At 60.6% G+C, this 15264-nt stretch carries 15 protein-coding genes; 2 read left to right on the top strand and 13 right to left on the bottom strand.

Features of this window, described 5'->3' with window-relative positions; translation table 11 throughout:
- Positions 1-86: 86 nt before the first annotated feature.
- Both AAFM15_RS04365 and AAFM15_RS04360 read right to left on the bottom strand, forming a co-directional pair.
- A complete protein-coding gene (locus AAFM15_RS04365) occupies positions 87-437 on the bottom strand; it encodes an FKBP-type peptidyl-prolyl cis-trans isomerase (RefSeq protein WP_371833080.1) in 351 nt (116 codons plus the stop codon).
- 32 nt (positions 438-469) lie between these two features.
- A complete protein-coding gene (locus AAFM15_RS04360; protein ID WP_341685480.1) occupies positions 470-1273 on the bottom strand; it encodes a dihydrodipicolinate reductase C-terminal domain-containing protein in 804 nt (267 codons plus the stop codon).
- Positions 1274-1423: 150 nt separating this feature from the next.
- Between AAFM15_RS04360 and AAFM15_RS04355 the strand changes: the two genes are divergently transcribed.
- Positions 1424-2062, top strand: coding sequence for an OmpA family protein (locus AAFM15_RS04355; RefSeq protein ID WP_341685479.1), 639 nt, complete (start codon positions 1424-1426; stop codon positions 2060-2062).
- A 9-nt stretch (positions 2063-2071) separates the two neighbouring features.
- Here the strand turns inward: AAFM15_RS04355 and AAFM15_RS04350 are convergent, their stop codons facing one another.
- The 11 genes from AAFM15_RS04350 to AAFM15_RS04300 form a co-directional block, all read right to left on the bottom strand.
- On the bottom strand, positions 2072-2590 hold the full coding sequence (locus AAFM15_RS04350; protein WP_371833079.1) for a MarR family winged helix-turn-helix transcriptional regulator: 519 nt from the start codon (positions 2588-2590) through the stop codon (positions 2072-2074).
- Between the two features lie 3 nt (positions 2591-2593).
- Positions 2594-4312 (bottom strand): acyl-CoA dehydrogenase family protein, encoded by a 1719-nt coding sequence (locus tag AAFM15_RS04345; protein ID WP_341685477.1) that lies wholly within the window; start codon positions 4310-4312, stop codon positions 2594-2596.
- Positions 4313-4320: 8 nt separating this feature from the next.
- Complete coding sequence (locus tag AAFM15_RS04340; protein WP_341685476.1) at positions 4321-5049, bottom strand: ABC transporter ATP-binding protein; 729 nt, start codon at positions 5047-5049, stop codon at positions 4321-4323.
- A 1-nt stretch (position 5050) separates the two neighbouring features.
- Positions 5051-6817: a branched-chain amino acid ABC transporter ATP-binding protein/permease gene (locus AAFM15_RS04335; RefSeq protein ID WP_341685475.1), complete on the bottom strand. Its 1767-nt coding sequence runs from the start codon at positions 6815-6817 to the stop codon at positions 5051-5053.
- Positions 6818-6819: 2 nt separating this feature from the next.
- Complete coding sequence (locus tag AAFM15_RS04330) at positions 6820-7860, bottom strand: branched-chain amino acid ABC transporter permease (protein ID WP_341685474.1); 1041 nt, start codon at positions 7858-7860, stop codon at positions 6820-6822.
- Between the two features lie 72 nt (positions 7861-7932).
- The gene (locus AAFM15_RS04325; protein WP_341685473.1) at positions 7933-9066 is read right to left on the bottom strand and encodes an ABC transporter substrate-binding protein; all 1134 of its coding nucleotides are present in this window, start codon (positions 9064-9066) and stop codon (positions 7933-7935) included.
- A 60-nt stretch (positions 9067-9126) separates the two neighbouring features.
- On the bottom strand, positions 9127-9546 hold the full coding sequence (locus tag AAFM15_RS04320) for an acyl-CoA thioesterase (protein WP_341685472.1): 420 nt from the start codon (positions 9544-9546) through the stop codon (positions 9127-9129).
- A 12-nt stretch (positions 9547-9558) separates the two neighbouring features.
- Positions 9559-10323 (bottom strand): SDR family NAD(P)-dependent oxidoreductase, encoded by a 765-nt coding sequence (locus AAFM15_RS04315; protein WP_341685471.1) that lies wholly within the window; start codon positions 10321-10323, stop codon positions 9559-9561.
- Position 10324: 1 nt separating this feature from the next.
- Positions 10325-11575: a thiolase family protein gene (locus tag AAFM15_RS04310; RefSeq protein ID WP_341685495.1), complete on the bottom strand. Its 1251-nt coding sequence runs from the start codon at positions 11573-11575 to the stop codon at positions 10325-10327.
- A gap of 11 nt (positions 11576-11586) precedes the next feature.
- Positions 11587-13440, bottom strand: a complete 1854-nt coding sequence (locus AAFM15_RS04305; protein ID WP_341685470.1) for a feruloyl-CoA synthase — start codon at positions 13438-13440, stop codon at positions 11587-11589.
- A 25-nt stretch (positions 13441-13465) separates the two neighbouring features.
- Complete coding sequence (locus AAFM15_RS04300; protein WP_341685469.1) at positions 13466-14266, bottom strand: crotonase/enoyl-CoA hydratase family protein; 801 nt, start codon at positions 14264-14266, stop codon at positions 13466-13468.
- A 141-nt stretch (positions 14267-14407) separates the two neighbouring features.
- On the opposite strand from AAFM15_RS04300, the gene AAFM15_RS04295 reads away from it, so the two are divergent.
- Positions 14408-15264, top strand: an 857-nt coding sequence (locus AAFM15_RS04295) for an amidohydrolase family protein (protein ID WP_341685468.1), incomplete at its 3' end; no start/stop codon positions are given.

The raw sequence follows: 15264 nt of genomic DNA, 5'->3' as shown, positions 1-15264 counted from the left end.
ACCTAAATAGGGGCAAGTCCCGGACTTTCAAGGGGTATTTTTTGCAGGGCTGCTTGCAGCGCGCCCCGTTGAGAAACCTTGGCGACTTATTCGACAGCCAGCAGCTCGACGTCGAACTTGAGCGTGGCGTTAGGTGGAATCACACCGCCAGCACCGCGGGCGCCATAGCCCAGCTCGGGCGGGATGATCAAGGTGCGTGCACCACCAACCTTCATGCCAGCCACACCTTCGTCCCAACCCCTGATGACCATGCCCGCACCCAGAGCAAAAACAAAGGGGTCGCGGCGGTCCTTGCTGGAATCGAACTTGGCGCCCTGTTGGCCGTCCTTGTAGAGCCAGCCGGTGTAATGCACGACCACGTCCTGGCCGGCTTTGGCTTCGGCGCCTTCTCCAACAGTGGTGTCTTCGTATTGCAGGCCGGAGGCAGTGGTGTTCATGTCGATCCAGTAGGTCAAAAAATGATGACTGATTATGCCAGCGGGGGTGTGTCACCCGGACTTGCGCTTTGCAGCAAGCTCTGGCGCATGCGTCGCTCCAGCAGCTCGTCAAAGTTGTACAACCCTGGCGGGCAGGTCTCCAGCTCATGCAGGGCAAATACCGCCCCTGTACCGAATGCTTCGCGTTTGATGGAGTTGTGGATCAGACGCACGGTTTGATAGGGGAATCCAAAAATGACTTCGTGATGACCCACGATGCCGCCCAGACGCAAGGACGTGATCTGGTCTTGCTCGACCGACAGGGTTTCGGCAATGCGGCGCGCGGTGCCGGAAATTTCCTCTTTGTGTTTGAAGTGCTGCTCCAAAATAGCGACATCGGCAAACGGGGCAATGTTGCGCAACAGTTTGGCCGCCAGGATTAAAAAGTTGATGCCCAGCGTGATGTTGGGCGAGCATAAAACCTGGGTTTGCTGGCCCAGCTTGGCCATGAATTCCAGGTGTTCGGACTGGTGGGCCGAGTTGGCACTGACCAGCATGATGCCGCGTTCGGCCATAGCGGCACCGTACTGATAGACAGCATCAGGATGCGAAAAGTCCACGATGGCGTCGACGGGATGCTGGTCAAGCCAAGCCCCCCAGTCCTGGTCGGAAGGGGTAAAGGGAATGTTCTTGCCCTCAAGGCGAGCAAGTTCCGGGACATGTTTGCGCGCGACCCATTGCAGGTTGCAGCGCGGATCCTCCATGAGGACGTTTGCAACGGCCTGGCCGGCTTTGCCATAGCCCATCAAACCCACGCGAAGTGGTTGTTGTGTGGTGGACGGTGTCTGTTTGTACATGTATCTTTCCTCCTGCCTTAATTATATTTGTTCAAATATAAATGCACCTATGCTCATGAAAATGTGTCATGAAGTAACCCGAACAGTTGCAGGTGCAAAAATGAATGCACAATCAAAGCATTACATCAACGTGTTTCAAAGGAGGAAACCATGAAAAAAACGACGACATCCCTGATCACGCTGGCCTTGATGGGCAGTGTGGTGCTCACAGGGTGCGAAACCATGACCACCCAGCAAAAGGGTGTGGGCGGTGGTGCGGCTATTGGTGCCATTGCCGGCCAGGTCATTGGTAAAGACAAAAAAGCAACTGCCATCGGTGCTGCTTTGGGCGCTTTGGGTGGTTACGTCTGGTCACGCCAGATGGAAGACAAAAAGCGCCAAATGGAAGCCGCTACTGCGGGAACAGGTACTGAAGTGACGCAGACGGCCGATAACCAGCTCAAACTGAGCATTCCCAACGACATTTCATTTGCCTCGGGCAAGTCCGACATTCAGGCGCGTCTGAAACCCATTCTGGACCAGTTCGCGCAAGGGGTGAACCAGCAAGGCTCGATGGAAGTCAAAATTGTTGGCCACACGGACAGCACGGGCAGTGACGCGATCAACAACCCCCTGTCGATGCGCCGTGCTGAAAGCGCTCGTGACTACCTGGTTTCGCGTGGTGTGGCCTCCAGCCGTATCAGCACCGAGGGGCGTGGTTCGCGTGAGCCGATTGCAGACAACGCCACCGAAGCGGGGCGCGCACGCAATCGTCGCATCGACATTTACCTGGCCGAGCGTGGCCGCTGATCGGTTCGCTCAAAGGTAGATTTTTTGCAGCAGCTCCAGCAGTGTTTTGCGCTGGGCTGCTGTCAGGCGGGCTGACCGTTCGATTTCCAGATCGGTGGCCGCCTGTTCGGCTTGCACCATCAGAATTCGGCCTTGTTCGGTGGGATGCAGGCCCATGGCCCGCCCATCCGTAGGGTGGGGATGACGCTCGATCAGGCCGCGCGCTTCAAGTGACTGGACTAGACCCACCAGGTTCGGCGGCAACAAATTCAGCGCAGCGCACAGCTGGCGGGAGGTAACGCCAGGGTTGTGCTGGATGACCGACATCACCGAAAAATCGACCGGTCGCAGGCCAAACTCGGCCATCCGTTCCAGAAATCCTTCGATGATGGTCAGGGCCGCCCGACGAGCGTTATAGCCCAGCAGGGTTTGCAAGTAACGCGTGTCCACCTGATCGACTGCGCTGACCTGTGGCAAGCCTGTTGTCGCGGGCTTGTGACGGCGCGTGGCGTGCTTGGGACTGGATTGAGCCGTGGTAACCATGGGCACAAATTATGCTGCAGCTGCTGTGCACTGCTGCACCAGGATGAAGGTGCGCATCTGAAACTCGGGCAGTACCCACTGGCGCAAGGCTTGGGCCGGAGCCTGCCATCGGCTGGCTGCGTTGGCTGTGTCGGCGTCGACGGCAGCGTCGATACGCAGCCAGGCCCAGTCCAGCAACACCAGCGCACAGGCGCGCAGGTAATCGTCGGCGACACGGTAAGGCAGTTGCGCTTGCTTGGGGGCAGTCTCCACAATCTGTTTCGTCACGGCGCGTAATGTGCTGATGCGGGCAGCTGCGGCTGTTCGTGTGCGTGCATGGGGGGGCATATCGGCTTCGAGGAAGTCGAGCAACGCATTCATGCCCTGGCCACCGTCAGCCAGTACCTTGCGCACCAGCAGGTCGATGGCCTGGATCTCGTTGGTGCCCTCGTAAATCATCGCCACGCGGGCGTCGCGCAGGATCTGTTCGATGCCCCATTCGCGGACATAGCCGTGACCACCAAACACCTGCAGACAATCGCTGCCGCCATGAAAAGCCTGGTGCGTGAACACAGCTTTCATGATGGGGGTGACCAGAGCGCACCAACGCTGCGCAAAAGCTTGTGCTTCGGGGGCGCCGTGCTTGATCTGGTCCAGCTCGATAGCGGTCTTGTAGGCCAGAACGCGACCAGCGTCGATCCAGGCTCGCTGGGTGTCCAGAATGCGGCGCATGGCGGGGTGCTCGGCAATCAGGTCCGCTTCACCCGCGCCTTTGCCCTTGCCGGGTGCACGCATCTGGCGACGCTCTTGCGAATACGCATCGGCTTTTTGCCAAGCCGCGTCCAGCAGGCCAACGCCTTGCAAGGCCACATGCAGACGAGCAGCGTTCATCATGATGAACATCGCATTCAGGCCTTTGCCGGGCTCGCCCACGATCTGGCTGGCCGCTTCGTCAAAGCGCATGACGCAGGTGGGGCTGCCATGCAGGCCCATTTTTTCTTCGATGCGCTCACAGTGCACCGCGCTGCGTGTGCCATCGGCGTAGAACTTGGGCACCAGGAACAGCGACAGCCCCTTGGGGCCGGGCGGCGCATCGGGCAGGCGCGCGAGCACCAGGTGCACGATGTTGTCGGTCAGGTCGTGCTCGCCACCGGAGATGAAGATTTTGGTGCCTGAGAGCAGGTAGCTGCCATCGGGCTGCGGCACCGCCTTGGTCCGGCACAGGCCCAGATCGGAGCCGGCGTGCGGTTCGGTCAGACACATGGTGGCCAGCCATTCGCCGGTGGCCACTTTTTCGAGGTACTGCGCTTTGAGTTCTTCGCTCGCGTGGTGCTTGATGCACTCGTAGGCGCCGTGCAAGAGGCCCGGGGCCATGGTCCAGCCGTGGTTAGCGGCCGAGAGCATCTCGTAGAGCATGGCTTCGAGCACGCTGGGCAGACCCTGACCACCGTCTTCGGTACTCGCTGCCAGCGCTGGCCAGCCAGCTTTCCAGAAGGACTGGTAGGCGTCCTTGAAGCCTGGAGGCATCGTGACGGCACCATCTTTCCACTGCGCGCCGATTTCGTCGCCGTCGCGGTTGAGCGGCGCGATGACTTCACCGACGAACTTGCCCGATTCATCCAGCACCTGTTGCATCAGGTCGGCATCGACATCGGCAAATGCGGGCAGGGCTTGCAGTTGGTCAGCGGCGTTCAAAACACGGGACAGCACAAAATGCATGTCCTCGGTGCGGGGGGTGTAGGTGTTCATGGCAATGTTTATTTCTTGGCTGTGCCGAGGTAGGTGTCGATGACGCGCGGATCCTGAGCCAGTTCGGCGGCCGGGCCGCTCAATCCAATTTCTCCCATTTCCAGCACGTAACCCTGATCCGCCACGGCCAACGCAGCGCGGGCATTTTGTTCAACCAAGACGATGGTCACGCCGGTCTGGCGAAGGGTTTCAATGATCTTGAAGATGTCCTTGACGATGAGCGGGGCCAGCCCGAGACTGGGCTCATCGAGCATCAGCACTGTAGGGCGCGACATGAGTGCGCGACCCACAGCCAGCATCTGGCGCTCGCCCCCGGACAGGGTGCCTGCTTCCTGGGTCCTGCGCTCCTTAAGTCGGGGGAAGAGGTCAAACACATCATCCATACGGCTTTGCCACTGGCTGTTGCCCAGGCGCATCTGACGATAGCCACCCAGCACCAGGTTGTCTTCAACGCTCATGGTGCCGAAGAGTTCACGCTTTTCCGGGACCAGGGCGATACCGAGCATAACGCGCTCTTCAAGCGTCATGTCTTCGATGGACTGGCCTTCAAATTCGATGCGTCCCTTGCCCGGCAGGATCCCCATCAATGTGTTCAGGAAGGTGGATTTTCCAGCACCATTGGGGCCAATGACGGTGATCACGCTGCCGCGCTGAGCCTCAAGGCTCAGGCCGTGCAGCACCTCGGCTTTTCCGTAGCCGGCGCGCAGGTCGGTGACTTTGAGGAGTGGGGTAGACATATCAGTGTTCCGTTCCGAGGTAGGCAGCACGCACGGCCGGGTTGGCTTGCACTTGTGCCGGAGTGCCGCGTGTGAGCAGGGTGCCGAATTCCATCACCACCAGTTGATCGCAAACGTCCATCACCAGGTCCATGTCGTGTTCAACCAGCAGGATGCTCATGCCTTCAGATTGCAACTGGCGCAGCACGGCGATCAGGGCCTGTTTCTCCTTGTGGCGAAGACCGGCAGCAGGCTCGTCGAGCAGCAGCAGGGCAGGGTCGCAGCACAGCGCACGCGCGATTTCCATCAAGCGCTGTGGACCCATGGCCAGGTTGCCGGCTTGTTCGTGCAGGTATTCACCCATGCCAATGCGCTCAAGCTGGCGCTGGGCTTCCTTCATCAGGCGCTGTTCTTCGGCCTGGTTGGTGCGCAGCATGGATGAGACCACGCCACTGTTGCCACGTGTGTAGGCGCCCATGGCCACGTTCTCCAGCACTGTCATGTCGGGGATCATCTTGACGTGCTGGAAAGTGCGGGCCATGCCTTTGCGAGAGATCGCGCGCGAGGGCAGTGCGCTGACATCCTCGCCACAAAATGACACCTGTCCGCTGGTCTTGCCCAATACACCAGTGATCAGATTGAAAGTGGTGGACTTGCCGGCTCCGTTAGGGCCGATGAGCCCGACAATCTGACCGGCAGCAATCTCAAAGCTGATGTCGTTGACGGCGACCAGTCCACCGAACTGTTTGCGGATTTTGTCGACCACCAACACGGGTTCGCCCATGGCGGGTTTGTTGCGCACAGGCAGGTCTTCGGCGTTTTGCCAGTTGACTGGGCGCGGGGCTTTGGGGAAATAGCGCGCCACCACCGACCACAGGCCGTCGGGCAGATACTTGAGTACCAGCACCAGCGCCACGCCAAATACGATGACCTCATAACTGCCGCTGGTACCGATCAGCGCAGGCAGTGCCACCTGCAGGTAGTCGTCGAGCAGCTTGACCAGACCAGCGCCGACAATCGCCCCCCAGACATGACCAACCCCACCGACCACCGCCATGAACAGGTATTCGATACCCATTTTCAGGCCGAATGCCGAGGGGTTGACTGTGCGCTGAAAGTGGGCCAGCAACCAGCCAGCCACCGCAGCGAACAAGGCCGCAATCAGGAAGATGGTGACTTTGTAGCGGAAGGTGCTGATGCCCATGGCCTCGGCCATTTGTGTCCCACCCTTGAGGGAACGGATGGCGCGCCCCGGACGCGAATCCAGCAGATTGATCAGCGCCACAGCACCTGCGATCAGGATGGCCCAGCACAGGACAAAGAACAGACGACCCTGGCCGATGTCGATGCCAAAGGCTGACAGACTCTTGAGTCCCAGCAGACCATCGTATTTGCCCAGGGCATCGAGGTTGCCCATCAGGTAGTACAGCGACAGGCCCCAGGCGATGGTGGCCAGTGGCAGGTAGTGACCGGACATGCGCAGCGTTATGACGCCGACGATGAGTGCACTGACGCCAGTGAAGGCCAAGCCAACGAACACGGTCAGCCATGGCGACATCCCTGTGTTGAGTGTGAGCCACGCTGTGGTGTAGGCGCCCATGCCCACGAAGGCAGCTTGACCAAAGGAGGTCAGGCCACCCACACCCGTCAGCAGCACCAGACCCAGCGACACCAATGCATACAGACCGATGTAGTTGAGCTGGGCAATCCAGAAGTCGGGCAAGGGCAACAGGGCGATAACCGGTACGGCCAGTGCCAGCAGCAAGATGGGAAGGTTTTTCTTTTGCATGATCAGTGTTCCTCGTCGGAGTGGCCGCTGCGCAAGGAGCGCACGAGGAGGATAGGCAGAATCAGAGTGAACACAATCACCTCTTTGAAGGCACTGGCCCAGAAGGCGCCAAAGGCCTCGACGATGCCGACGAACAATGCGCCAACCAGTGCACCTGGGTAACTCGACAGGCCTGCAATCACCGCGGCAACAAAGCCTTTGAGACCGATCAGGAAACCGGAGTCATAGAAAACTGTGGTGGTGGGCCCGATCAGCAGGCCTGACAGTGCCCCTATAAGCGCTGCCATCAAAAAAGTGAGCTGTCCGGAGGTGTGTGTCGAGATGCCCATCAATCGGGCTCCGGTTCGGTTCACTGCGGTGGCGCGTAGCGCCTTGCCACGCAACGACTTTTCAAAGTACAGCCACAACAACACGATCAAGGCGAGCGAGACGGCGAAGATGATGACGGTCTGGCCGGACAGGGTGACCGGGCCAAGCGCGAATCGTTCATCCCAAAATGTGGGGTTGCGAAAACCCTCAGCACCAAAGAACAACAGGCCCAGGCCCGTCATGGCGAAATGCACACCGACCGAAACGATCAGCAGCACCAACGGCGTGGCTGCTTCAAGAGACTGATAGGCGACGCGGTAAACCAGGGGGCCAAACGCAGTGACGATGGCTACGCTTAAAAGGGCCTGCACTCCAAGTGGAAACTGCTGTGGGGCCGCCCAGATGGATACCAATGCAATGGCAACTGGAAACAGCAAGGGCTTGAGCCCGGATTTGAGCGCCCGCGGGATATTCCCATGGTGTCGCCAACGTTCGAGGCTCTCCATCAGTGACGCCATGGTTGCCAGGATCAAGAGCAGCCAGACTGTGCCGGGTGTTTTTCCGCTCTGGAGCATGGCCAGGGTGAGCGCGCCGTAGGCGACGAACTCGCCTTGCGGAATGAAAATGACCCGTGTGACGGTGAACACCAACACAGTGGCAAGACCGAGCAGGGCATAGATTGCACCGTTGGTCATGCCGTCAAGCAGCAAGATGCTGGCGATGGAGAAGTCCATGGAAAGCCTTGTGGGGAAATAGGGAATGCGGACTGCCATGCCGCGTGGCGGCATGGCAGTCCTGAAGTGGCCTTATTCGACCTTGAACTTGCCGTCCACCACTTTGGTCATCACGCCCGTTTCCAGCGTGTAGCCCCAGTGGTCGTCTGCCGTCCAGTTCATCACGCCGTGTGCGAACACGGTACGACCCATGGTTTCCAGGCTGTCACGCAGCGCGCTGCGGAACTGTGGTGTACCAGGCTTGGCCTTTTTCAGCGCAAGGGGAATGGCCTTTTCCATCGCCACCTGGAAGTCGTAGGAGTGACCCGCAAATTGGTTGCGGGTGTTGGCGCCATGCGCAGCTTCGAACTTTTGAACAAAGTCCATCGCCATCTTCTTGGAAGGATGGTTGTCAGCCAGCTGGTCACCCAGCAGTGCCGGGCCGGACACCACGAAAGTTCCTTCAACGGCCTTGCCACCGACGCGCGGCAGGTCCGGTGTGGCGGCTGCGTGTGTCTGATAAATCTTGCCCTTGTAGCCACGATCGACCAGTCCCAGTTGAGGCATGGCTGCGCCGGAGCCCGAGGCCACGACCAGGATGGCGTCCGGATTGGCAGATGTCAATTTGAGGGCTTGGGGTGTCACACTGGTGTCGGCACGTGCAAAGCGCTCGGTGCCCACCAGTTTGATACCGGCTTTGTCCAGCATGGGGCCCACGGCGTCCAGCCATTGCTGGCCATAAGCATCGGTGTAACCCAGAAAGCCCACAGTCTTGACACCTTGCTTTTTCATGTGCTCGACGACGGCATGACCCATCACGGTGTTGGACTGGGGCAGACGGAACAGCCACTTGTCCTTGCCCGGGGGGACGCCTACTGGAGAGCCAGCGACTTGGACGGTTCCGGCTTCGGAAGCGACATCGGTCATGGCGGCGGCCACAGCGGTGATGCATGAGCCAAAAATCAGGTCAACCTTGTCTTCGGTCACAAAGCGGCGCGCGTTGGCGGCACCCTTGCCGGGGTCAGTTGCATCGTCCAGGATGATGAGGTTGACTTTTTCACCGCCGATGGTCTTGGGAAACAGCTGAAGCTGTTTCTGCATCGGGATGCCCAGGCCGGAGCCGGGGCCGGTCAGGGCGAGGCTGACGCCGATGTTGATATCGGCCAGCGCAGCGGTGCTGGCAGTAGCGGTGATGGCCAGGGCCAGCAGGGTCTTCTTCAGTTTCATGGTTTGTCTCCTGTGAGGGTGGGTTGAAGAAAATTAAAAACAACATCTGACTTGTACAGCTTAGCTGCACAAAGCCTTGATGTCTTCGGGAACGGGAATGGCTTTGATGCGGCCCGGATCGTCAGGATGCTGAATGCAGAATGCACGCACCTCGGTGCCTTCGCACAGCACGGTGTCACCGCGCATGACGACATGCTTGTGCACGATCACTTTTTCGCGCCACTCCTGCACGCTGGTATGCACCTGGATGCGCTCGCCATAGGTGGCCGGGCGCATGAACTTGGTGTTGATCTCCAGCAGCGGCGTGCCGATGATGCCGGTGGTCTTGACCAGTTCGCGCCAGGGTTTGACACCGCATTTGACGAAAAAGTTCAAGGACGAGGCGTCCATCCATTTGGAGTAATTCGGGAAAAACACGATGCCTGCGGGATCGCAGTCACCGAACATGATTTCCACTTCGTAAACAACGGTCTTGCTCATGGTTTTCCTTGCTCAGCGCGGGGCCATGCGAAGCGCACCATCGAGGCGAATGGTTTCGCCGTTGAGGTGGTTGTTGCTGACGATGTGACAGGCCAGTTCGGCAAACTCGCTGGGCTTGCCCAAGCGAGACGGGAAAGGAATGCTGGCGGCCAGCGATTGCTGCACCGGCTCGGGCAGTGTTTCCATCAGCGGGGTTTTGAACAGGCCAGGGGCGATGGTGCACACACGGATGCCGTGTTGTGCCAGGTCGCGCGCCATGGGCAGCGTCATGCCGGCCACACCGGCCTTGGAGGCGCTGTAGGCCTGCTGGCCTACCTGGCCGTCAAAGGCGGCGACCGAGGCGGTAAAGACCATCACGCCACGGGCACCATCTTCCATCGGGTCGAGCTTGGCACAGGCGGCGGCGAACAGGCGCGCTGCGTTGTAAGTGCCGATCAGGTTGACGTTGATGACTTTGGCGAAGTCTTCAAGCGGAGCGGCGTTGCCGTCCTTGCCGACCACACGCTTGGCGGTGCCAATGCCCGCAATTTGCATCAGGATGCGGGCCGGGCCGTGGGCGGCAGCAGCAGCTTCAATGGCTTGAGCCATGCTGTCGGGGTCGGAGACGTTGCATTTGACGGCGATGCCGCCAATGTCCTTGGCCACGCGCTCTGCGTTGTCCATGTTCAGGTCAAGCACCGCGACCTTGGCCCCCAAGCGGGCGAGTTCACGGGCGGTGGCTTCGCCAAGGCCGGAGCCGCCGCCAGTGACGAGTGCTGGTGTTCCTTGAATGTTCATCTTATTTCCCTTCAGGGTTTTCAATCAGGAGAGCAATGCCCTGGCCGCCGCCCACGCAGGCACTCGAGATGCCATAGCGCAGGCCCGAGCGTTGGAGTTCACGCGCCAGGGTAATCGTCAGGCGCACGCCGGTACAGGCCAGCGGGTGTCCCAGGGCGATGGCGCCACCGTTGACGTTGAGTTTGGTCAGATCGAGGCCCAATTCGCGGCCTACGGCCAGGGTTTGTGCGCCCTGGGCTTCGTTGATCTCGAAGCGACCGATCTGGTCGAGTGTGAGGCCTGTGCGCTCGAGCAGCAGGCGAATGGCGGGAGCCGGGCCGATGCCCATGATTTCGGGCGGCACGCCCACGGCAGCGGCAGCGACCACGCGGGCCAGCGGTTTTTTGCCCTGCGCCTTGGCATAGGCACCCGAGGTGACCACGCAAGCCGCAGCCGCATCCACCAGGGCCGAACTGTTGCCACCGGTTTGCACACCGCCTTCGTACACGGGCTTGAGCTTGGCCAGCACCTCTACAGGCGAGAGGCGCGGGTGGGTGTCGGTGCTCACCTCGGTCACTTTGCCTTGCAGCTTGATGCCACGGGCTTTGTAGCCTTCGAGCTCGAACTTCTCGGTGACCACGGGCACGATCTCGCCGGCATGAAAACCAGCTTGCTGCGCGGCCACCGCCTTGGCGAACGAGTCGGAGGCGAACTGGTCCACCTCTTCGCGCGTGATCCCATATTTCTTGGCCAGGTTCTCTGCCGTCTGGATCATGTTGATGCCCGCGGCTGGGTCCTTCAGCGCTTCCCACATGTAGTCCTTGAAGCCCACGGGTGCGCCCAGCTTGAAGCCAGTACGGTGGTCAAAGGCGGCAATCGGGTTGCGCGTCATGCTCTCGGTACCCACGACCAGCGCGGCCTCACACACACCCGCTTCAATCTGCTCGCCCGCCTGGCGGAACAGTTCAAAGCCGGTGCCGCAGATGCGCTGCGCCATGATGGCCGGCACGTCCTGAGGCACACCGGCGTACAGGCCGATGTGGCGGGGCAAGAAGAACTGGTCAAAGTCGCCAGGTGCCATGTTGCCGGTGATGACCGAGCCGATCTCGGTTGCGGCGATGCCAGCACGCTTGAGCGCTTCACGCGCAGCCTTGATGCCCAGGTCTGTGGGGGAGATGTGACCCAGAGCGCCGCAGTAATCGACCATGGGCGTGCGCACACCTTCGTGCATCCACACATCGGCAAACGCGTTGAAGAATCCTTTGGAGGCCATTTGCTTGTCTTTCACTTGCTCGGTTTGATGATGTAGTGCAAGGTACCTTCGTGCAGGGCCGCGACCGTGTCGGCACGGTGGGTGAGCACCGAACGCTGGTTGATCGAGCCCTTGTCGGTGATCTCGCCTTTGTCAATCGTCGGTGGCTCGCTTAGCAAGCACAAGCGTGCAATCCGGTTGGCGCTGCCGGTGGCGGTTTTTGCCAATTCGTCAACGATTTCCTGGAACTTGGCCAGCACGGGGGCTGAGGTCAGTACATCGGACAAGGGCGCATCGGCAGGAAGACCGCTCAGGGTACGTACAGCGGGGGTCGGGAAAATCATGGCGCCCACTTCTTTCATGTTGATGCCGGTCAGCACCGCATCCTGGATGTAGGGGGCGCCAGCGGCGATGATCTTGCCGCGCAACGGGCCCACGCTCACGAAGGTGCCGGTGGCCAGTTTGAAGTCTTCGGCAATGCGGCCATCAAACTTCAGGCCCAGGTGTACATCGGTCTCGTCGATCCATTTGACCGCATCGCCGGTCTTGAAGAAGCCTTCTTCGTCGAAAGCCTCTTGCGTCTCGTTGGGCGCGCGCCAGTAGCCCGGCGTGATGTTGGGGCCGCGGTAGCGCACCTCGGTCTTGCCGTCCATGTCCACCAGCTTGAGTTCCAGGCCGGGGGTGGGTACGCCCAGGTCGCCTGCACGCACATTCGGGTTGGTCACGAAGATGCCAAAGGGGCCGGACTCGGTCATGCCCAGGCCGGTGGTCATGACGATACGCTCGCCGATCTCGCGCTCCTGGCTTTCGTACAGGCTGTCCCATACCGGTTGGGCCAGTGCTGCGCCCGCATAGAAGAACATCTGCACACGCGACAGCAGGGTCTTGCGCAGTGCGTCGTCGGTTTTCATGGCGTTGGCAATGGCTTCGAAACCGGTGGGCACATTGAAGTACACCGTGGGCGCGATCTCGCGCAAGTTGCGCAGGGTCTCGTGCATCAGCGCGGGTGTGGGCTTGCCGTCGTCGATGTACATCGTGCCGCCATGGAAGACGACCATGCCGAAGTTGTGGTTGCCGCCAAAGGTGTGGTTCCAGGGCAGCCAGTCCACCAGCACCAGGTCTTGCTCGGCAAGAACCGGCATGGACTGGGCCATCTGCTGCTGGTTGGCGCACCACATGCGGTGGGTGTTGATGACGGCTTTGGGCAGCTTGGTCGAGCCACTGGTGAACAGGAACTTGGCCACGGTGTCCGGGCCGGTGGCGGCCATGGCCTGGTCGACGGCATCCGTCACAGGTGTGGCACACAGTTCAGCAAAGGAGGAGCTCTGACGGCCTTCCACGCAGCCTTCGGCCATGACGATGGCCATGTCATCGCCGACGGTAGCCGCGATGGCTTTGGCGTAGCGCGCATCTTGTGCGAACACCAGGCCGGGCGTGACGGTGCGCAGCACATGCTTGAGCTTGTCGTAGTCCACACTGACCAGTGAGTAGGGAGGAGATACCGGGGTGTAGGGCACGCCCGCGATCAGGCAGCCCAGCGCCATCAGGGCGTGTTCTAGGCTGTTTTCGCTCAGGATGGCCACCGGGCGCTCCGCGTTCAGACCACGGTTGATCAGGCCCTGGGCTATGCTGCGGGCTTTTGCCCAGGTATCGGCGTAGTTCAGGTGTTGCCAGTCGCCAAGGCTGCCGTCAGCGTTCTTGACGCGGCGGGCCATAAAGGTGTGGGTGGGCTTAGCCTTGGCCCACTGCTGGAGGCGGTCCGTCAGGCGCTCTGGAAAGGCCTGGAGGTTTTGCTCGGCACGCAGGTAGTGGGTGCCGGGGGCGCCATCACGCAGGGTGACGCGGGTGACACCAAACTTGAGAGGACGGAATTTGGGGGTATTCATGGTTGTGTCTCCTCCGGTCCTGGGCTCAGTTGGCCTTTTGGACTTTGGCGGCCTTGCCTTCGAGGAAGGCGCGCACGCGGGCTTTGGCTTCAGGGGCCGACTGGGCGATGGAGGCCATCAGTGCCTCGGTCATGAAACCATGGTCAGCCGGTTGCTCGGCAATGCGCGGCAGCGCATGCATCAGCGCGTAGTTGGTCAACGGGGCGTTGGTCGCAATGCGGCTGGCCAGTTCAATTGCTTTGTCCAAGGCGGTGCCGGCGGGGACCAGGTACTGTGCAAAGCCTACGCGCTCGCCGTCAACGGCGTTGTAGACGCGACCCGTCATCATCATGTCGGTCATGCGCGCTGCACCGATCAACTTGGGCACGCGCACCGCACCACCACCACCGACAAAAATGCCGCGCGTGCCTTCCGGCAGGGCGTAAAACGTGGTTTCGTCGGCCACGCGGATGTGCGAGGCACTGGCCAGTTCCAGGCCGCCCCCGACTACCGCGCCATGCAGCGCCGCGATCACCGGCACGCGGCCTTGCTCGACGGCGTTGAGCGCCACATGCCAGCTGCGTGAGTGGTACACGCCTTCGCCCGCGTCGCGCTCCTTGAGTTCGGACAGGTCCAGACCCGCGCAGAAGTGCTCGCCTTCGCCGTCGATCACGGCAGCTTTGGCTTCGGGGGGCAGGTTCTGGAAGGTGTCGCGAATGGCTTCGATCAGCGCGTCGGACAGGGCATTGCGCTTGGCCGGGCGGCGCAGGGTGACGATGGCGACAGCGCCGCGCATTTCCAGAGTCACGCCATTGGCTGCTGCACGTTCGAGGATGGGGTTGCTCATATTGGTTGTCCTTTGGGCTTGACGCAGAAGCACGAAAAGTTATGATTGATAACCATATTGTTGAGCGCAAGATGCACTCTGATGCCTAGGACTTTCCCTAGTCTGGTGTTAACTCGCGCTCTCACCGGAGACACTGCAGCCATGAAACACGAAGACCTGATCGCGATTGACATCCACACCCACGCCGAAGTGAGCTGCTGGAACCCGTTTGATAACTACGGTGAGGAATACGACCGCGCCGCCGACAAATACTTTGGCAGCAACCGCCGACCCACGATTGCCGAGACGGTGGCCTACTACCGCGAGAAAAAAATCGGCCTGGTGATGTTCACGGTGGACAGCGAAGCGCAGCTGGGTCGCCGCCGTATTCCGAACGAAGAAATCGCGCAGGCCGCCCGCGAAAACAGCGACATGATGATGGCCTTTGCCAGCATCGACCCGCACAAGGGCAAGATGGGCGCGCGCGAGGCCGAGCGCCTGATCAAGGAAGAAGGTATCAAGGGCTTCAAGTTCCACCCTACGGTGCAGGGCTTCTTGCCCTACGACCGCATGGCCTGGCCGATCTACGAAGTCATCAACGAATACAAGCTGCCCGCCATCTTCCACACCGGCCACAGCGGCATTGGCTCGGGCATGCGCTGCGGTGGCGGCCTGCGCCTGCAAAACAGCAACCCCATGCTGCTCGAAGACGTGGCCATCGACTGGCCCGACATGCAGATCGTCATGGCGCATCCCAGCTTTCCGTGGCAGGACGAAGCTCTCTCCCTGGCCACGCATAAGCCCAATGTGTGGATTGACCTGAGCGGATGGAGCCCTAAGTACTTCCCCAAACAACTGGTGCAGTACGCCAACACCCTGCTCAAGGACCGCGTGCTCTTTGGCAGCGACTACCCGCTGATCACACCCGAGCGCTGGATGAAGGACTTTGAGGTCGCAGGCTTCAAGCCTGAGGTGATGCCCGGCATCCTCAAAGGCAATGCGGTGCGGCTGCTGGGTTT

It is taken from the genome of Limnohabitans sp. (assembly GCF_038134685.1).
Taxonomy (GTDB): Bacteria; Pseudomonadota; Gammaproteobacteria; order Burkholderiales; family Burkholderiaceae_C; genus Limnohabitans_A.
The sequence above is the reverse complement of the archived record's forward strand: the minus strand, read 5'-3'. Positions and strand labels throughout refer to the sequence as shown.

Bases quoted from the DNA above. Each gene is read 5' to 3' on its own strand.
- AAFM15_RS04365 (WP_371833080.1), bottom strand. From the start codon at position 437: ATGAACACCACTGCCTCCGGCCTGCAATACGAAGACACCACTGTTGGA.
- AAFM15_RS04360 (WP_341685480.1), bottom strand. From the start codon at position 1,273: ATGTACAAACAGACACCGTCCACCACACAACAACCACTTCGCGTGGGT.
- AAFM15_RS04355 (WP_341685479.1), top strand. From the start codon at position 1,424: ATGAAAAAAACGACGACATCCCTGATCACGCTGGCCTTGATGGGCAGT.
- AAFM15_RS04345 (WP_341685477.1), bottom strand. From the start codon at position 4,312: ATGAACACCTACACCCCCCGCACCGAGGACATGCATTTTGTGCTGTCC.
- AAFM15_RS04340 (WP_341685476.1), bottom strand. From the start codon at position 5,049: ATGTCTACCCCACTCCTCAAAGTCACCGACCTGCGCGCCGGCTACGGA.
- AAFM15_RS04335 (WP_341685475.1), bottom strand. From the start codon at position 6,817: ATGCAAAAGAAAAACCTTCCCATCTTGCTGCTGGCACTGGCCGTACCG.
- AAFM15_RS04330 (WP_341685474.1), bottom strand. From the start codon at position 7,860: ATGGACTTCTCCATCGCCAGCATCTTGCTGCTTGACGGCATGACCAAC.
- AAFM15_RS04325 (WP_341685473.1), bottom strand. From the start codon at position 9,066: ATGAAACTGAAGAAGACCCTGCTGGCCCTGGCCATCACCGCTACTGCC.
- AAFM15_RS04320 (WP_341685472.1), bottom strand. From the start codon at position 9,546: ATGAGCAAGACCGTTGTTTACGAAGTGGAAATCATGTTCGGTGACTGC.
- AAFM15_RS04315 (WP_341685471.1), bottom strand. From the start codon at position 10,323: ATGAACATTCAAGGAACACCAGCACTCGTCACTGGCGGCGGCTCCGGC.
- AAFM15_RS04310 (WP_341685495.1), bottom strand. From the start codon at position 11,575: ATGGCCTCCAAAGGATTCTTCAACGCGTTTGCCGATGTGTGGATGCAC.
- AAFM15_RS04305 (WP_341685470.1), bottom strand. From the start codon at position 13,440: ATGAATACCCCCAAATTCCGTCCTCTCAAGTTTGGTGTCACCCGCGTC.
- AAFM15_RS04300 (WP_341685469.1), bottom strand. From the start codon at position 14,266: ATGAGCAACCCCATCCTCGAACGTGCAGCAGCCAATGGCGTGACTCTG.